Origin of the sequence: Azospirillum sp. A29, from assembly GCF_042604625.1 — a bacterium.
Classification (GTDB): Bacteria; Pseudomonadota; Alphaproteobacteria; order Azospirillales; family Azospirillaceae; genus Azospirillum; species Azospirillum palustre.
The window spans coordinates 1,423,917-1,439,307 of the sequence record NZ_CP170466.1 but is presented as its reverse complement, the minus strand read 5'-3'; the positions used below and the strand labels follow the sequence as shown (position 1 = coordinate 1,439,307).

Sequence of the window (15,391 nt, the reverse complement as noted above, 5' to 3'; positions counted from 1 at the left end):
TGAAATCCAAGGGTTTCGCAATGACCTCCCATTCCGTGACGATCGGCGCCGCGACGCTGATGCTGGGCGACTGCATCGACCGGATGCGGGAGCTTCCCGACAGCTCGGTCGGCCTGGTGCTGACCGACGTTCCCTATTCCAGCGGGGCCACCCGCGAGGCTGGCCGCACCGCCTGCGGCAAGACCATGACGCGGTCGACCAAGGGCGCCGGCGACCGGTGGTTCGGCTCCGACAGCCTGAGCACGCGCGGCTTCCTCCACCTGCTGCGCGCCTGCGCCATGGAGTGGCAGCGGGTGCTGAAGCCGGGCGGCCATGTGCTGGCCTTCATCGACTGGCGCATGGGCGATCATCTGGCCGATGCCATCGACGGGGGCGAGGCGGCGCTGTTCCTGTCCGGCCATGCGGCCGACGCCATGGAAAGCGCCGACCTGAAGCGGGTGGGGTTGCTGGTGTGGGACAAGACCTATTTCGGCATGGGGACGCACTTCCGTCACCAGCACGAGCTGATCCACCACTTCACCAAGGGCAAGGGCACGGAGCCGCTGCGCCGCAACGTGGCCAACGTGCTGCGCCATGCGCCGGTGCGGTTCGGTGCCCACCCGACGGAGAAGCCGGTGGGGTTGCTGGCCGAGCTGATCGGCACCGTCTGCCCGCCGGGCGAGACGGTGCTCGACCCGTTCTTCGGCAGCGCGTCGGCCGGCCATGCCGCCCTGACCACGGGCCGGCGCTTCATCGGCATCGAGCGCGACCGGCGCTATTTCGAGGCCGGCTGGCAACGGCTGGCCAACCTCACCGAGGAACTGGCGGCATGACCATGCACCTGGAGGACGTGATGCACGGCCTCACCGCCCGCACCGCCACCGATGGCGTCATCGTCACGATCGGCGGCACCATGGGCTGGTGGCTCGACGCCCTGCATGGGCCGGCGCAGGAACTGGCCTTCTGGGGCACGGTGGCGCTGGTGGTCGGGCGCCTGGTGCTGCTGGCGCTCGACTTCCGGGACCGCTTTCGTGGTCGGTCCAAAGTGTTCACGCGTGAACACTTTGATGGGGAGGCGGGCCGCCAGCCGTAGAAAACCGATGGCAGACCAGCGGGTTTCCGCCAGGGCTATCATCGAATGAGGGTTCTGAATGCCGCCTCTAAGTCCAGAACTGAGAGATGGCTGATTTCCCTGAACTCCAGCGCACTATTCGTGGCCGTCTGAGGGCGCGGTCTCGTCCGGCTCGGCGGCGGCTCGCCGTATCTCCATGCCAGCGTGCACGCTATGGATCACGGTGCGAGCTTGCCGGATGTTTTGAAGGTCAAGAGCATACCCAATGCCCGCTCGCTTCAGATCGGATTCGAAGGTATGCACGGCTTTAATCAACGTCTCCCTTGCCTCCTCATGTACGGGGGCGGACGACAAAGTGATATAGCAGCTAAGTTCATAGTCCATGACTTCTTCCCTTCGGGAAGATCAACACTGCGTCATTGTTTTCGTCGCGCTAAAAAAGAAACGTTTATCAGGCGCGCAATATTTGGGCATATATTTTCTCCTGACTGTCGGGCGTGCTGCGATGAACCAGACCGAATATTACGTATGTAGAACGATATGATCTGTCTGGTTCGGCTCACGACGTCAGTGTGGCACGGGCAGCCAGCCGAGATCGCGGCATTCCGGACAACCGCCTCCACCGCAGGATGGGCAGACGATCCAATCATCGTCGCGCCATCTGGCAACCACCTCGCCGTCACAACGGCCGGCGGGGGTCTGCGTTTTGCACCCGTACGTGATCGGCTCCAACCCGAGGTATGGCGCTCGACATTCCAGGCAGATCGCCAGGGGCTGAGGCTTCTGAGACATCCTGATCCTACTGGTCCTGACCATGTCGAATGGCCGGCAATTTCAGCATGATTTCGAGTTGCCAATGTCATCGGGCGAAGAACAGCCGGCTGTGATCGCCGTCACATTTGGGACAAAAAGAAAATGGCCGACGCGCGGATCCAGGCCTCTGCCGACCGGGTGAAGACGGCGCTGCGCCAGTACGGCGACCAGATCACCCGCTACGCGCTGCCGATGGCGCTGACCAGGACGGCGCAGGACGCCAAGCTGGCGGTGCAGTGGGCGCTGCCGGAGACCTTCGACCGGCCGACGCCCTACACGATCAAGTCCACCTTCGTCCGGCCCGCCACCAAGGCGGACCCGGTGGCGTGGGTGGGCTTCAAGGACGATGCCGGCAAGGGCACGCCGGCGGCGCGCTACCTGCTGCCCAACGTCGAGGGCGGGCCGCGCCGGGACAAGCGGATGGAGCGCCAGCTGCGGGCCGCCGGCCTGCTGCCGGCCGGCATGTTCGCCGTCCCCGGTGAGGAAGCCAGGCTGGACGCCTACGGCAACATGCGGCGGTCGGAGGTGGTGCGCATCCTGTCGCAGACGCGGGCCTTCGGGGAGCAGGGATACACCGCCAACCGAAGCGACAGCGCGCGCAGCCGGAAGAAGCGGCGGCGCAACGGCTACTTCGCCGCCTTGCCGGGCAACGCCGGCGGGCTGCCGCCGGGCATCTACCAGCGCGACGGCGCCGACGCCCGGCCGGTGGTGATCTTCGTCCGGGCGCCAAGCTACCGCCCGCGCTTCCGCTTCCACGACATCGTCGAGCGGGCGGTGCGGGCCAACATCGGCCGGCGGCTGGAGGAGGCGGTGCGGACGGTCAACGCCCGCTTCGCCGCCCGGCGTTGACGGGTCCTTCCGGGGGGTACCACCCACGAGGGTAATTCGGGCCGCACCGGTCCACCCTCTGAGAAAATTTCGAAACGAGGTTTTTGTTTATGTCCAAACCGGGCCAACGGGTGAACCGGGCGGAGCTGGCCGACCTGTTCGGCGTCAGCCTGCCCACCGTCGACGCGTGGGTGCGCGACGGCTGCCCCTTCGCGGAGAAGGGGGCCAAGGGCCGGGAATGGGCCTTCGCGACGGCCGACGTTCACCGCTGGCTGGTGGACCGCGCCGTGGCCGACGTCGCCGCCGGCTACGCGGGCGAGATCGGCGTCATCACCGCCGACGAGGCCAAGCGCCGCAAGGCGGTGGCCGATGCGGTGGTGGCCGAGATCAAGGCCGACGAGGCGCTGAACGAGGTGGTGAACCGCCACGAGGCGGCGGCCGACGTCGCCGGCTTCTGCATCTCCCTGCGGACCGGCCTGTCCAACGCGGTGGCCAAGATCGCCGGCCGCGCCGCGGCGATGACCGGGGCACCGGAAATCCAGGCGATGGCGGAGACGGAAATCAATCGGGCCTTCGACGCTGCCCGCGACGAGCTGGTTAAAAACTGGGGCGCTGCGGTGGGCGATGAGCCGGGGGCTTGAGGCGGCGGCGCGGGTCAGCGCCCACCGTCACGGCGACTACCGGACCGGGCGGGGCGAGCTGCGCCGGGCGCTGCTCGCCTTGTTCGAGGGCAGCCTGAAATTCCAGGAGCGCATGAGCGGCTCGGTCTGGGCCGAACGCTTTGGCTGGATCCCGAAGGGCACCGGGGCCGAGCACGGCAAGGTGACGCTCTACGGCTACCAGCGCGGGCTGGTGGACCTGATGTGCGATCCGTCCCCGCGGCGGCTGGTATGTCGGCACCGACGGTCAGCTGGTGGTGACGCGGGTTCCCCGTCCAGACGCCGCGGTGGCGATCCGCACCTACAGCAGCGCCGCCGGCACCACCACGGGCCTGCAGTATGTCGAGGGCCAGCACAACCCGCCGGCCAAACAGGTGGTGCTGCGCTGCGCCCACAACCCCAGCCCGTCCAGCAGCGCCGCCGCCGACGCCACCGCGGCCGACGCCACCCGCTGGACCCAGGAGTGGGTCGAGGTGCCGTCTGCGGTGGACGACGAGATCGCTGCGGCGTGGGGCAGCTCGGCCAAGGTGGCCACCGTCGAGACCGCCCTGACCTTCAGCGCCGATGCGGCGGCCGAGCTGCCGGCCTGGGTGGCCGAGCTGTCGGCACCGCCGACGCTGTACGAGCTGCCGGCGCTGGACGGGGCGCCCGGCGTCTGGATCGGCCACACCGACAGCGCCTTCCACTGCTACCGCTATGGCGGGCTTTTCCAGGTCATCGAGGACTTCAGCCAGAAGTACCTGAACGACCTGCACAGCGCCGCCACGATTTCCCTTGGTGAGGTGACGACATGACGACGCTGGCCACCATGCTGGCGGCGGCCCAACGGCTGCTGACCTACTACAACGGCGACGAGAAGACGGCGCAGAACCCGGGCGGCCTCACCGGTGTCGGTGGCATGGCCGACAACTGGGATCCCTGCATCCAGGACATCGGCACGGTGGGCACCGGGGTGGGTGATGCCCTGAGCGCGGCCTTCAGCAGCGAGGGGAATGCCGCGGCGTCGGCAACTGCCGCCGCCGGCAGCGCCACGGCGGCCAATGCCTCCAAGGTCGCGGCGGCCACCAGCGCGGGCAACGCCGCGGGCTCGGCCACCGCTGCGGCCAGCAGTGCCTCGGCCGCATCCGGCAGCGCCACGGCGGCCAACGCCTCCAAGCTGGCGGCCGCCACCAGCGAAGGCAACGCGGCAGGTTCGGCTACGACAGCAACGCAGCAGGCGGGGATTGCCACGACCAAGGCGGGGGAGGCTGCCGGTTCCGCGACGGCTGCAGCCGGATCCGCATCGACTGCGACGACGAAGGCCGGCGAGGCTGCCGCCAGTGCGTCGGCAGCAGCGACCAGTGCCGGCAATGCGGCCAACAGTGCATCGGCGGCTGCGGCTTCTGCCGCGGCGGCGCAGACCTTCGATCCGGCGGGCTATCTTGCGAAGGTCGGCGGCACGCTGACCGGCTGGCTGCAGACCTTCGCCGGGACGGATACCGGCAATCTGGGCCTGCGGATCGGCGAGGCGACGAGCGGCTTCTACCGCTCGGCCGCTGGCGTGCTGGGCTTCGTGGTGTCCGGCGTCGAGGTGTTCCACACGGCGGCCAACGGGGTGCTGCACTTCTACAAGGGTATGACCGTGTCGGTGGTCACCCTGAACAACGTGGGCGGTGTGTTCACTCCGGACTGCGCAGCCGGGGTGGAGTTCGATTGCGGTACCATCTCCGCCGCGGCTGTCATCGGCAACCCGACCGGGGTGCCGGGGGGCGGGCAAGGCACAGCAAATCTCCATCAAGTGGACGCAGGACGGGATAGGTGGCCGCGTGATGTCCTTCGGTGGCAACTGCATCAATGTGGGTGGCACCTCCGCAAACACGGGTACGGGTAAAACGAATTTCGCGGTTGGCAAAGTCTACAGCGACGGGAAATTCTACTACAGCATCGTCAAGGGGGCCTGAACATGTTCGGCTTCGACCCTCTGATGATGGGCGCCGGGCCTAGTGTCCCCGGACCTCCAACGCAATACAGCACAACTTCGGCGACTTTATCGCCCTTTACGGTGCCGGCTGACGGCGAGGTTGAGTTCTATCTGTGGGACGCGGCTGGTGGCGGCTCGGGATGGGGTACAACGCCCGGCGGGCCTGGGGGCTACGCCTATGGGAAATTCAAGGTCCAGGCAGGGCAGGTAATCAAGTATGGCGCCGGCCAAGGAGGAACGGGCGGCGGGAACGGCAACGGGCCGTCGCTTGGTGGAACCGGTGCAGGCGGTTTCGGCAACGGTGGTGTCAGTGGCACCGGAACCGATGGCTATAACCATGGCGGCGGTGGCGGCGGTGGCGGGGGTGCCACGGTCGGGCTTATCGACAACGCATTCAAAACCATCGCAGGCGCCGGCGGCGGCACTGGTGGCGAGCCTGGCTATCGCGGCGGAAGCGGCGGCGGCTTGTCCGGCGGAAACGGCACGGGCTCGTCGACGGGTGGAACACAAACCGGACCGGGCGGGAACGCCAGCGGCATGAACGGCGGCGCGGGTGGTAACACCCGCGAGGCCGGCGGCGGCGGCGGCGGCGGGTACCATGGTGGTGGCGGTGGTAACGGGAGCTGGACCGGGAGTGGTGGCACCGGTTCCGGTGGTGGCTCTGGGTATGTTGCGGCTGACTGTCTCGCGAGCGATTTGCAGACTGCGGCACTTCAGGCAACCCAGCCGCCGAACACAGCGAGCCCGTATTACGGCGGAAGTGCGGGAGTTCCCAGTTACGCCAACTCCGTTTCAAACCCCGGTTTGGCTGTCATCGTTTATCGGCCCTACATCTAGCGGCGCTGAATTCTGCATGCGCCAGGTAATCCAACACAACTACTGAGGTGGCGCCATGATCGTTTTCCCTGTGGCTCTGGTGCGGGGTGATGGCTCGTTTTCGATAATCGAAGAGGCTGCCCTTTTCGTCGGTCCTGGTGACGTTCAACACCCGGCCGAGGCGTGGCGGCTCTGGTCGGCCGAGGATTGGGCGGCAATGTGCCCCGGCTGGCGCTTGCTGCCGGTCCTGGACGATCCGCCGGCGGAGGCCGGCCGGCGGGCCGAGCGCCTGCCGGTGGACGAGTGGTCGATCGGCGGGGACGCCGTAGCGGTCACCTATCAGTTGGTGGACCTGACACCGGCCGAGATCGAGGCAGCCAGGCCGCCGGTGCCGGTCACCGTCACCAACTTCCAGGCGCGGGCTGCGCTGCTGGCCGCCGGGCTGTTCGACCAGGTCAACGACGCCCTGCTGGCGCTGCCGGCCAACTCCACCGCCCGGCAGGCATGGGAATACGCCAACGAGTTGACGCGTAACGGCACGCTGGTCAACAGCATGGCCGAAACGTTGGGCCTGACATCTGCCCAGCTCAATGACCTGTTCCGCGAAGCCGCCATGATCGAGGCCTGACCATGCTGGGCGAACTGGTATCCCTGCTGTCCTGCCTGCTGAATATGCTGGCCGGCGGACAGCGCGAGATCACCTTCAGCGCCGCCTCCTACGAGCTGGCCACCTTCGGTGCCACGCCACGCGCCCGCTGGTGGGGTTTTCGCAGGGTGGCATTCGTCAACTGGCTCAACCGCCACGTCACCGGCGAGACCGACCATTGCCGCAAGGCATGGGAGGGGCACCTCGCTTTCTGGCGTGAACGGATGACGCTGGGCGCACCGCCGGCCTGATCGGCCGCGACAACACTCCAAGCCTGATCGACCCGGCGCCCGCGAGGCGCCTTTTTCATGTCCGGAGGACTCGATGGTCTCCACCCTCTGGCCGGTGCTCACCGGCTGGCTGGCGGTGCATTGGCGCGAGCTGGCACTGTCGGCCCTTTTCCTCGCCTGTGCCTTCCGGGAGCGCGGGCAGGACCACGACTCGCTGGGCACCACCGGGGCGCGGGCACTCTTCTGGGCGCTGCCTGTGGCGGTCGACGTCTACCTGCTGCTGGCCGGTCTTACGCTTGACCGCGCCGCCGCCATCACCGCGGCGCAATGCGGTGCGCTCGCCTTCGCCGGCATGGCCTGGCTGCCGCACTCGGCCGGGCAGAACCTGACCGAGACGCCGGCGGACTACCCGGCCAGCTGGACCGCCCGCATCAGCCTGCCGAACAAGCTGGGCTACTTGGCAGCCGTTGGCATTGCCCGGCTGTACCTGATTGCCCTGCCGCTGGCCCACGATCACCCGGCGGCCATGTGGCTGCCGCTGGGCGGCCTGTCCATGGTGCTGGCCTATCTCGCCGGCACTCAGCTGCCGGCGCTGCCCTGGCGCCTCACCAGGCCGACCGAGTGGGGCGAGTTCCTGACCGGCGCCGGCGCCGGCGCCGCGATCGGCGCGGTGCTGGTGGCCGGGAACGTCGATTTTTCCGCCCTCAAGTGAGGCGCCGAAACTTAACACGCCACCCGCTGCTGACCTCCACCAAGCCGCCCGGCATGCACCCGGCGGCCTTTTTCATGCGCGAAGGAGTTTCCGCTATGCGTGCCATCCCGCAAGCCGCCGTCGACTTGGTGAAGGAGGCCGAAGGCCTGCGCCTCACCGCCTACCCGGATCCCGCCACCGGTGGCGCTCCCTGGACGATCGGCTACGGTCACACCGGCCCGGACGTTCGGCCGGGCCTGCGCATCACCGAGGTGCAGGCCGAGCAGCAGCTGCAGGCCGATCTGGACGCCGCCGCGGCGGTGGTCGACCGCGCCGTCACCGTCGAGCTGACCGACAACCAGCGCGGGGCGCTGGTGGCCTTCGTCATGAACATTGGCCCCGGCCGGAAGGCCAAGGGCAAGGATGCCGGCAAGGACGGGTTTGTCACCCTGAAGATCGGCCAGCCCAGCACGATGCTGCGCAAGCTGAACGTTGGTGACGCTGCCGGCGCCGCGGCCGAGTTCGCCAAATGGACGCGCGGCGCCGGCAAAGTGATGCCCGGCTTGGTCAAGCGACGGGCAGCCGAGGCGGCGCTGTTCCTTTCGGACGATGTCTACCCCGTTAGCCGGATTGCCGAGCCGGCGCCGGCCATGAAGCCGATGGCCAAGTCGGTCAGCGCCGTCAGCGGCGGCGGTGCGCTGGGCCTCGCTGGTGTGGCCGTGCTGCTGGACTAGGCGCGCGACGTTTCGGCGGCGATCAAGGAGCTGCTGGAGGCACTGCCGTCGGGGGCGCTGGGCTGGGCGGTGGCCGGCTTGCTGGGGGCGGCGGTGGCGGTGATGCTCTATCGGCGCTGGGACGACCAGCGCAAGGCGGCATGATGCTGGCCATTCTCGCCACCGGCTGGGGCCGAGCGGCTGCCGGCCTGATCCTCGCCAGCGTGATGCTGGCGGGGATCGTCACCTTCGGCGCGCTTCAGCGCCGGGCGGGGCGGCAGGATGCCGTCCTCGAGTCGACCACGCAGGCACTCCGGAACGCAGAGGTGCGCCATGGGATTGAAGATGATCTGCGCCGGCATCCTGCTGGCGCTGCTGAGCGGCTGCGCGACCAGTGGAGCCGGGACTGAGGGAGGGTGTGCTGCTTTCCGCCCGATCTACACCAGTCGGGCGGATCTGTTCACAGATGACACGGCTGAGCAGCTGTTGGCGCACAATCTGACCGGCGCTCGCCTGTGTGGGTGGACGCCGGCAGGCTGATGCAGGTGGCCACGGTGTCTATACGGTGAACACTGCATCTCAAATATCGCGAATTAATATTCGTTGCATATCTCCAATATATTATATCAAAATGCCTCTGTTTTAAACAAATAAGCGACTCAATCATGTCGATATGATGTTTTGACATGCAATTAAAGCGCCATATATTAAGCATGACGCTATATATATTATAGAATTCATCTCGTGAAAAATCCAGATATTATTTTATATTGAATGCTTGTGTTTGTTGCATTTATCACTTCAATTCGAGCGCCTCTCATGCCGATAACTCGACCTTTAGAAAGATCAAAAGTTAAATCTTGTGTGAGCACCGGCCTAGCCCAGTCATTTCTAAATTCACGATAAGTTACATTAATCTTATCACCAATCCTTCCTGTATATATTAAAGTGACTTGATAGTTGTCATTGTAAATTCGAGAAATAATCTTCGCATCATACGTGCCTTTAGGCATGTTCCATTCTTTTTCTAATAAATCATCATTTTGGCAACGTTCCCCTATGGGGTCTTTTTCACCATTCGAGGCTACATAAACCATGTTCCCGCAATACCACTTTTTTCCGTCTCTTCCCATTTTTGCATACAAGTCACCGTTAAATGCAAAATATCCAGGTCTAAGTATCGAATATTGTCTAATTTCTTTTTTTGGGATCAATGCTTCATAAGTGTATTTCGTTCCTTGTTCAATAAGTGGAACTCCAATATCTCTGGTTTCTAAAGATCCTATCTCAGGAATAGTCACTTTAGTGATTTCTGGAGGTAATGGGTCCAGATGCGTTACGCAGGCGGATAGCATCATTATCAAGCCGATAAGTGCGATCTTAGAAAACATTGGCGCAGGCCAGCCCATGCCATTTCCCCTTTTTCCTGGCAATGCTCTGAAGGTGGAGCAGATGCAGGAATGAACCCGTTAGGCATGAAACTATTCCGTCTGTTTCTTTCTTTTGGATTTGATATAATGCCGATGATCTGTTTCGATAATCTTATCCCAATCCGATCGTTCAACCGCGCCGGAGGTATAGATCCCCCGCCAGCACCATGCTGGTGAGGATCAGGCTGGCAACCGCTGAGTATGGCATCCTCAGTTTTCTAGAGCAGCAAGACCGGCAGTACATCTGCCCCTTGACCACTCGACATGCACAAGGCCAATCTTTCCCACCAACCCGATAAAGCATTGATATTACTAAGAGCAAAATTCGGGGTGAAAGTGGGAAAAACTCAGAGTTTCAAGCGAAGTCAACGTTTTCGTAATCAGTGGGTCCGGGGTTCAAATCCCTGTTGCGGCACCAATTTCTTCAAGTGCTCGGCAAGCAATTGCCGGGCCCTTGATCGTTTCGGGGGTGTTGCGCGGCTCTCCGTTATGGCGCTGGTCAATCGAGTGCTTGGCGGCTGCCACAAACAACTCGGACGCCGCATCTCCCGACACGGCGCCCGCCACTCTCCCCGCAATGTACCTCTCCCTCACTCCGTCGGGTAGGGCGGCTTCGTGAAGCCGGCCGGCGACAGGGTGAAGATCTCCGCACCGTCCGCCGTCACGCCGATGGAATGCTCGAACTGGGCGGACAGCGACTTGTCCTTGGTCACGGCGGTCCAGCCATCGCCCAGGATCTTCACGTCGGGGCGGCCGGTGTTGATCATCGGCTCGATGGTGAAGATCATGCCTTCCCGCAGCACCAAGCCTTCGCCCGGCTTGCCGTAATGCAGGACCGACGGCGGCTCGTGGAAGACGCGGCCGACGCCATGGCCGCAGAAGTCGCGCACCACCGAGAAGCGGTGGGATTCCGCGAAGGTCTGGATGGCGTGGCCGATGTCGCCCAGCGTGGCGCCCGGCTTCACCGCGGCGATGCCGATCATCAGCGCGTCATAGGTGACATCCACCAGCTTGCGCGCCTTCACGCCGACGTCGCCGCACAGATACATGCGGCTGCTGTCGCCGTACCAGCCGTCGACGATCGGCGTCACGTCGATGTTCAGGATGTCGCCGTCGACCAGACGCTTGTCGCCGGGAATGCCGTGGCAGACGACATGGTTGACCGAGATGCAGTTGGCGCGCGGAAAGCCGCGATAGCCCAGCGGGGCGGGGATGCCGCCATGGTCGCGGATGAACTGCTCCAGCAGGCGGTCAAGCTCGCCGGTGGTGACGCCCGGCTGGACATAAGGGACGATGTAGTCCAGTGCCAGCGCGGCCAGACGACCGGCCTTGCGCATGCCTTCGAATCCCTCCGGACCATGAAGGCGGACGCGGTTGGATTCGACGTGATCCTGTTCCAAGACGAAAGCCCCTATGCCAGGTAACCAAAAGCCGGATGCCGAAGACCTGCTGCCGCGACCCTAAAGCCGGATCGGCAGCGGCCGGTCCAATTCAATCGATTCGGGCGTGATCGCGCAAGACCAACACAGCGCCTCCACCCCCGAATCCAGCGCGCGGCGCAGTCCGTCATGATAGGCCGGATCGAGATCGGCCGCCGTGCGGAAATGGGAACAATCGCCGCGCTGGACAAGGTAGAGCATGACCGCGCGGCAGCCCTGCGCCACCATCGCCGTCATCTCCTTCAGATGCTTGGCGCCGCGGGCGGTGACGCAGTCCGGAAACTCGGCGGCGTCGCCATGCGGACCTTCGGGGCGGCGCAGATGGACGTTCTTCACCTCGACATAGGCGGGAGGCCTCAAAGAGAGATGATTGGCTCCGGGCTTGGCCGGATCGTCCTCCAGCAGCACGTCGATGCGGCTGTTGCGGCCGTATTTCACCTCACGCCGCAGCCGGCCGTAGCCGGCCAGCTCCGGGATGGTGCCGGCCGATATCGCGGCGGCGACCAGGGCGTTGGGATGGCCGGTGTTGACGCCGACCAGCCCCTCGCCCCAGGGGGCGGCGGCCTCCACCAGTTCGAGCGTGTGGGCCAGCTTGCGCTTGGGGTTGTCGGAGCGCGACAGCCAGACGGCGGAGCCCGGAAGGTCCAGCCCGATCATGCTGCCGGAATTGGGGACATGCACCGTCACCTCCACCCCGTCCAGCAGAACGTCGGCAAGAAACCGCTTGTAGCGGCGGATCAGGCGGCCTTGAAGAAGGGGGGTGGGAAAGCGCATCTTGGCGGCGACGCTACCCTTGGCCTTCCCGCCCGACAAGTGCCTTCCGATGGAGACCCCAGCCAGATGACGTCCGAAGCTGCTGCAAACGAGATTGGAGCCAACCCGACCGCCGCCGTGCTGGTGATCGGCAACGAAATCCTGTCGGGCCGCACCAAGGACGCCAACCTGGGGCATATCGCCGAAAAGCTGACGGAGATCGGCGTGCGGCTGCGCGAGGCCCGCGTGGTGCCCGACGTGGAGGAGGAAGTCGTCGCCGCGGTCAACGCCCTGCGCGCCCGCTACACCTACGTCTTCACCACCGGCGGCATCGGTCCGACCCACGACGACATCACCGCCGCCTGCGTCGCCAAGGCCTTCGGCGTGGCGCTGGAGCGCAATCCGGAGGCCGTGGCCCGGCTGGAGCGCCATTACGCCGCCGGTCAGCTGAACGAGGCGCGGCTGCGCATGGCCAACGTCCCGGCCGGCGGCATCCTGATCGACAACCCGATCAGCCAAGCGCCCGGTTTCCAGATCGGCAACGTCTTCGTCATGGCCGGCGTGCCCAACATCATGCAGGCGATGCTGGACGGCATCCTGCCACGGCTCACCGGCGGGCCGGCGCTGCATGCCCGCACGGTGGCCTGCGAGCTGGGCGAGGGCGTGATCGCCGCCGAGCTGTCGGCCCTGCAGGACCGCCATCCGGCGTTGGAGATCGGCAGTTATCCTTACTTCCGCAACGGCTTCTTCGGCGTCAGCCTGGTGCTGCGCGGCACCGACGAGGCGGAGGTGACGGGGGCGGCCGACGAGCTGGCGGAGATCATCCGCGGTCTTGGCGGCACGCCGACCGTCACGGTTGGTACGAAAGGGTAATGGCGGATATGGCGGCCGCTCTGACGAGGGATATGTCGGCGGATCGATTGCCGCGGACCGATCCGGTCCTACATTAAATTCCTCTCATCTCCGTCTTGCCCGCCGCGGGAGCCCCGCCATGAAGAGCTTCGAGAAATCAGCGCTGCTGTTTCTTCTCCGCCACCTGTTCGCCGGCATCGTCGGCGCCGTGGTGCTGGCGACCGGGCTGTTGTGGTTCGACGTCGCCAAGCTGGCGACCCTGATCGGCAGCAGCGAATACGGCATCACCGCCACGGTGATGCTGTATGCCGGTTTGATGCTGACCTTCGGCAGCGTGTCGATGGGAATCGGCATCATGACGATGAACGAGGACACCCGCCCCTAAGGCATGGCCGCTGTCAGTTGCCGAACGGTCCGAAGCGGTCGTAAATCCAGACGAGGGCGACGATCAGCGCCAGCCACAGCGCCGCGTTGCGCAGCACCACTCCGCGGTTGCGGCGAAGGGCCGCCGGCACCACCAGAACCGCGACCATCAGCAGCGCCACCAGCGACATCCATTGCGTCTCGCTCACGCCGTCTCCTTCCTGTCCGCGACCCGGTCTGGGCCGGCCCCCAGTTGCGCATCCTTCGATATGGGAATGCCTGCGGTATTGCGAAGGCCCCTTGACCCGCAGCCCCGCGATTGTCTAAGTCATGACCACGGAACGGTGCGTTGCATATCCTAGTATGCAATCTCCGCGGGCAACGCGGGGCCGCTTCGTGGACATGAGCTTTGCCGTCGTCGATCCGGTGCGCCAGCATCGGCTTGCGATGGCAGAGTCCGGGGCGCGGGCGTGGCGAAACCGGTAGACGCAAGGGACTTAAAATCCCTCACCTCTTGGTATGCGGGTTCGAGTCCCGCCGCCCGCACCATCTTGAAAGTGCTTGAGAAATCCCGGCGTAGTTCGCGGGTGGGATTCAGCAGCGAAACGCTCAGCAATCACGCGGATCGATTTCGGCGGCCTTTGTGATCCCGCAAGGACGCTGTCGCACGATTGGCAGTTTCCGAGCCCGCTCACTATCTGAAACAGGGGCGGATAGGACGGCCATCCGACAAGCCCGGTACCGCACCGGGTTTCCGTTCCTATCGACCATGCGGCACGCCATGCGGAGGCGTCCTGCGAACCCCATTCACTACCTTTCACGACGAGCCCGCCTTCGAGGAGATCGCGGTCGAATGGCCGTTGGGGGGCAAGGCCACAGACGCCGATACCATCCTGGAACGGCTCATCCAATTCATGTGGCGCGGCGACTTCGAGGAGAAGGGGCGCCCAACCCTGTTTCTGGTGGGACCGCCCGACGGCTGCAATATGGACGCCGATGGCGTCGTCACGCGGCGCCGGCCGGAGATCGCTTGCGACCGACCCATAGACCTAGATGTTTAGTCCCAGCGTTTGATGGTGCGGGTTTTCGGTGAAGCTGGAGGGGTCTTTGCGCCAAGCTCTGCAGACGAACTCGTATGGTGTCAGCCCCTTCAGGGTCTTGAGCCTACGTGCGAAGTTGTAGGCGGCCACGAAGTCGGTGAGGTGTTGCCGGAACTTTCGTAGTAGAAGCGCTTGACCGTAGCGTTCTTGAGGGTGCGGTTCATGCGCTCGACCTGGCCGTTGGTCCACGGGTGCTTGGGCTTGGTCGTGCGGTGGTCGATGTCGTGACGCGCACAGGTAAGTTCGAAGGCATGGGCCCGGAAGCGCTCGCCCTTAGCGATGGCTTCCTTGATCAAGGAGACGGCCGATCCGCCGCCGCCCGGTGTGGTGAACTGGATGCCGTTGTCGGTGAGCACCGTGTGGATCTTGTAGGGGACGGCAGCGATCAGGCGCAGCAGGAAGTCCCTAGAGGTAGCTGTCGTCGCCGTCTCATGCAGTTCGACGAAGGCGAACTTCGACGTTCGATCGATGGCGACGAACATGTGCAGCTTGCCCTGTTCGGTCCGAACCTCGGCGATGTCGATATGGAAGAAGCCGATGGGATAGGCCTTGAACTTCCTGCGGACCGGCTTGTCTCCTTCGACATCAGGCAGGCGGGCAATGCCATGGCGCTGCAGGCAGCGGTGCAGTGAAGACCGGGTCAGGTGGGGGATTCTCGGCTGCAGGGCATAGAGGCAGTCATCGAGCGGCAGCAGGGTATAGCGCCGGAAAGCGACGACGACTGCCTCTTCTTCCACCGACAGCACCGTCGAACGAGGTGCCTTGGGACCGGTCTTCTTGTCGGTTACCGTGGGCCGCGCTTTCCACTTGGCAACGGTCTTCGGGTTGATCCCGTAGCGCTTTGCCAGAGCCTTCAGGCTCTCTTGACTATGTTGTATCGCTCGACGGATCGCCTCTGTCGTCGTGGCGCTCCTATGGAGTACTCTTGGCCCATAGTGCATCCCTCCAGTCCTGCACGTAGGATGCACCATCAAATGCCGGGACTAAACATCCTAGCAGGCCGCGGAAAAAGGCTATGCCCGGCCAGCCGGTCGTGATTCTCTGCGA

At 64.7% G+C, this 15,391-nt stretch carries 19 protein-coding genes, 1 tRNA gene and 1 pseudogene; 15 read left to right on the top strand and 6 right to left on the bottom strand.

The window, feature by feature from the left end:
* Positions 1-20: 20 nt before the first annotated feature.
* Together ABNQ38_RS21760 and ABNQ38_RS21755 are read left to right on the top strand one after the other, a co-directional pair.
* The gene (locus tag ABNQ38_RS21760; protein ID WP_377808001.1) at positions 21-812 is read left to right on the top strand and encodes a DNA-methyltransferase; all 792 of its coding nucleotides are present in this window, start codon (positions 21-23) and stop codon (positions 810-812) included.
* Positions 809-1,072 (top strand): hypothetical protein, encoded by a 264-nt coding sequence (locus ABNQ38_RS21755; RefSeq protein ID WP_377808000.1) that lies wholly within the window; start codon positions 809-811, stop codon positions 1,070-1,072. The genes ABNQ38_RS21760 and ABNQ38_RS21755 overlap by 4 nt, the downstream gene beginning before the upstream one ends.
* Before the next feature lie 114 nt (positions 1,073-1,186).
* On the opposite strand, the gene ABNQ38_RS21750 is transcribed toward ABNQ38_RS21755, so the two are convergent.
* A complete protein-coding gene (locus ABNQ38_RS21750) occupies positions 1,187-1,435 on the bottom strand; it encodes a hypothetical protein (protein ID WP_377807999.1) in 249 nt (82 codons plus the stop codon).
* A 531-nt stretch (positions 1,436-1,966) separates the two neighbouring features.
* Here ABNQ38_RS21750 and ABNQ38_RS21745 point away from each other — a divergent pair.
* From ABNQ38_RS21745 to ABNQ38_RS21700, 10 genes are all read left to right on the top strand, one after another.
* Positions 1,967-2,713, top strand: coding sequence for a hypothetical protein (locus ABNQ38_RS21745; RefSeq protein WP_377807998.1), 747 nt, complete (start codon positions 1,967-1,969; stop codon positions 2,711-2,713).
* Positions 2,714-2,802: 89 nt separating this feature from the next.
* A complete protein-coding gene (locus tag ABNQ38_RS21740) occupies positions 2,803-3,333 on the top strand; it encodes a terminase small subunit (protein ID WP_377807997.1) in 531 nt (176 codons plus the stop codon).
* A gap of 275 nt (positions 3,334-3,608) precedes the next feature.
* A complete protein-coding gene (locus tag ABNQ38_RS21735) occupies positions 3,609-4,145 on the top strand; it encodes a hypothetical protein (RefSeq protein ID WP_377807996.1) in 537 nt (178 codons plus the stop codon).
* Positions 4,142-5,221, top strand: coding sequence for a hypothetical protein (locus tag ABNQ38_RS21730; RefSeq protein WP_377807995.1), 1,080 nt, complete (start codon positions 4,142-4,144; stop codon positions 5,219-5,221). The genes ABNQ38_RS21735 and ABNQ38_RS21730 overlap by 4 nt, the downstream gene beginning before the upstream one ends.
* A gap of 72 nt (positions 5,222-5,293) precedes the next feature.
* Positions 5,294-6,148 carry a hypothetical protein gene (locus ABNQ38_RS21725; RefSeq protein WP_377807994.1) on the top strand — a complete coding sequence of 285 codons (855 nt, stop codon included), beginning with the start codon at positions 5,294-5,296 and terminating at the stop codon, positions 6,146-6,148.
* A gap of 196 nt (positions 6,149-6,344) precedes the next feature.
* Positions 6,345-6,755 carry a hypothetical protein gene (locus ABNQ38_RS21720; protein ID WP_377807993.1) on the top strand — a complete coding sequence of 137 codons (411 nt, stop codon included), beginning with the start codon at positions 6,345-6,347 and terminating at the stop codon, positions 6,753-6,755.
* Positions 6,756-6,757: 2 nt separating this feature from the next.
* Positions 6,758-7,024, top strand: coding sequence for a hypothetical protein (locus ABNQ38_RS21715; RefSeq protein WP_377807991.1), 267 nt, complete (start codon positions 6,758-6,760; stop codon positions 7,022-7,024).
* Positions 7,025-7,097: 73 nt separating this feature from the next.
* On the top strand, positions 7,098-7,715 hold the full coding sequence (locus ABNQ38_RS21710; RefSeq protein ID WP_377807990.1) for a hypothetical protein: 618 nt from the start codon (positions 7,098-7,100) through the stop codon (positions 7,713-7,715).
* Positions 7,716-7,810: 95 nt separating this feature from the next.
* Entirely contained in the window at positions 7,811-8,428 is a 618-nt protein-coding gene (locus ABNQ38_RS21705) for a lysozyme (RefSeq protein ID WP_377807989.1), read from the top strand.
* Positions 8,429-8,568: 140 nt separating this feature from the next.
* Complete coding sequence (locus tag ABNQ38_RS21700; protein ID WP_377807988.1) at positions 8,569-8,817, top strand: hypothetical protein; 249 nt, start codon at positions 8,569-8,571, stop codon at positions 8,815-8,817.
* A gap of 327 nt (positions 8,818-9,144) precedes the next feature.
* Here the strand turns inward: ABNQ38_RS21700 and ABNQ38_RS21695 are convergent, their stop codons facing one another.
* The 3 genes from ABNQ38_RS21695 to sfsA all read right to left on the bottom strand — a co-directional run bounded on the left by ABNQ38_RS21695 (position 9,145) and on the right by sfsA (position 12,050).
* Positions 9,145-9,816 carry a hypothetical protein gene (locus ABNQ38_RS21695; RefSeq protein ID WP_377807987.1) on the bottom strand — a complete coding sequence of 224 codons (672 nt, stop codon included), beginning with the start codon at positions 9,814-9,816 and terminating at the stop codon, positions 9,145-9,147.
* Between the two features lie 611 nt (positions 9,817-10,427).
* Positions 10,428-11,237, bottom strand: a complete 810-nt coding sequence (gene map, locus ABNQ38_RS21690) for a type I methionyl aminopeptidase (RefSeq protein ID WP_377807986.1) — start codon at positions 11,235-11,237, stop codon at positions 10,428-10,430.
* A gap of 60 nt (positions 11,238-11,297) precedes the next feature.
* Entirely contained in the window at positions 11,298-12,050 is a 753-nt protein-coding gene (gene sfsA / locus ABNQ38_RS21685) for a DNA/RNA nuclease SfsA (protein ID WP_377810105.1), read from the bottom strand.
* A 66-nt stretch (positions 12,051-12,116) separates the two neighbouring features.
* Between sfsA and ABNQ38_RS21680 the strand changes: the two genes are divergently transcribed.
* Both ABNQ38_RS21680 and ABNQ38_RS21675 read left to right on the top strand, forming a co-directional pair.
* A complete protein-coding gene (locus tag ABNQ38_RS21680; protein ID WP_377807985.1) occupies positions 12,117-12,902 on the top strand; it encodes a competence/damage-inducible protein A in 786 nt (261 codons plus the stop codon).
* Positions 12,903-13,020: 118 nt separating this feature from the next.
* Positions 13,021-13,266, top strand: coding sequence for a hypothetical protein (locus ABNQ38_RS21675; protein ID WP_222527524.1), 246 nt, complete (start codon positions 13,021-13,023; stop codon positions 13,264-13,266).
* 13 nt (positions 13,267-13,279) lie between these two features.
* Here the strand turns inward: ABNQ38_RS21675 and ABNQ38_RS21670 are convergent, their stop codons facing one another.
* A complete protein-coding gene (locus ABNQ38_RS21670) occupies positions 13,280-13,453 on the bottom strand; it encodes a hypothetical protein (protein WP_167421852.1) in 174 nt (57 codons plus the stop codon).
* Between the two features lie 255 nt (positions 13,454-13,708).
* On the opposite strand from ABNQ38_RS21670, the gene ABNQ38_RS21665 reads away from it, so the two are divergent.
* A tRNA-Leu gene (locus tag ABNQ38_RS21665) sits at positions 13,709-13,793 on the top strand.
* 500 nt (positions 13,794-14,293) lie between these two features.
* On the opposite strand, the pseudogene ABNQ38_RS21660 reads toward ABNQ38_RS21665, so the two are convergent.
* Positions 14,294-15,285, bottom strand: a pseudogene (locus ABNQ38_RS21660) (IS481 family transposase).
* Positions 15,286-15,391 lie beyond the last annotated feature (106 nt).

Bases quoted from the DNA above. Each gene is read 5' to 3' on its own strand.
- ABNQ38_RS21760 (WP_377808001.1), top strand. From the start codon at position 21: ATGACCTCCCATTCCGTGACGATCGGCGCCGCGACGCTGATGCTGGGC.
- ABNQ38_RS21755 (WP_377808000.1), top strand. From the start codon at position 809: ATGACCATGCACCTGGAGGACGTGATGCACGGCCTCACCGCCCGCACC.
- ABNQ38_RS21750 (WP_377807999.1), bottom strand. From the start codon at position 1,435: ATGGACTATGAACTTAGCTGCTATATCACTTTGTCGTCCGCCCCCGTA.
- ABNQ38_RS21745 (WP_377807998.1), top strand. From the start codon at position 1,967: ATGGCCGACGCGCGGATCCAGGCCTCTGCCGACCGGGTGAAGACGGCG.
- ABNQ38_RS21740 (WP_377807997.1), top strand. From the start codon at position 2,803: ATGTCCAAACCGGGCCAACGGGTGAACCGGGCGGAGCTGGCCGACCTG.
- ABNQ38_RS21730 (WP_377807995.1), top strand. From the start codon at position 4,142: ATGACGACGCTGGCCACCATGCTGGCGGCGGCCCAACGGCTGCTGACC.
- ABNQ38_RS21725 (WP_377807994.1), top strand. From the start codon at position 5,294: ATGTTCGGCTTCGACCCTCTGATGATGGGCGCCGGGCCTAGTGTCCCC.
- ABNQ38_RS21720 (WP_377807993.1), top strand. From the start codon at position 6,345: ATGTGCCCCGGCTGGCGCTTGCTGCCGGTCCTGGACGATCCGCCGGCG.
- ABNQ38_RS21715 (WP_377807991.1), top strand. From the start codon at position 6,758: ATGCTGGGCGAACTGGTATCCCTGCTGTCCTGCCTGCTGAATATGCTG.
- ABNQ38_RS21710 (WP_377807990.1), top strand. From the start codon at position 7,098: ATGGTCTCCACCCTCTGGCCGGTGCTCACCGGCTGGCTGGCGGTGCAT.
- ABNQ38_RS21705 (WP_377807989.1), top strand. From the start codon at position 7,811: ATGCGTGCCATCCCGCAAGCCGCCGTCGACTTGGTGAAGGAGGCCGAA.
- ABNQ38_RS21700 (WP_377807988.1), top strand. From the start codon at position 8,569: ATGATGCTGGCCATTCTCGCCACCGGCTGGGGCCGAGCGGCTGCCGGC.
- ABNQ38_RS21695 (WP_377807987.1), bottom strand. From the start codon at position 9,816: ATGGGCTGGCCTGCGCCAATGTTTTCTAAGATCGCACTTATCGGCTTG.
- sfsA (WP_377810105.1), bottom strand. From the start codon at position 12,050: ATGCGCTTTCCCACCCCCCTTCTTCAAGGCCGCCTGATCCGCCGCTAC.
- ABNQ38_RS21680 (WP_377807985.1), top strand. From the start codon at position 12,117: ATGACGTCCGAAGCTGCTGCAAACGAGATTGGAGCCAACCCGACCGCC.
- ABNQ38_RS21675 (WP_222527524.1), top strand. From the start codon at position 13,021: ATGAAGAGCTTCGAGAAATCAGCGCTGCTGTTTCTTCTCCGCCACCTG.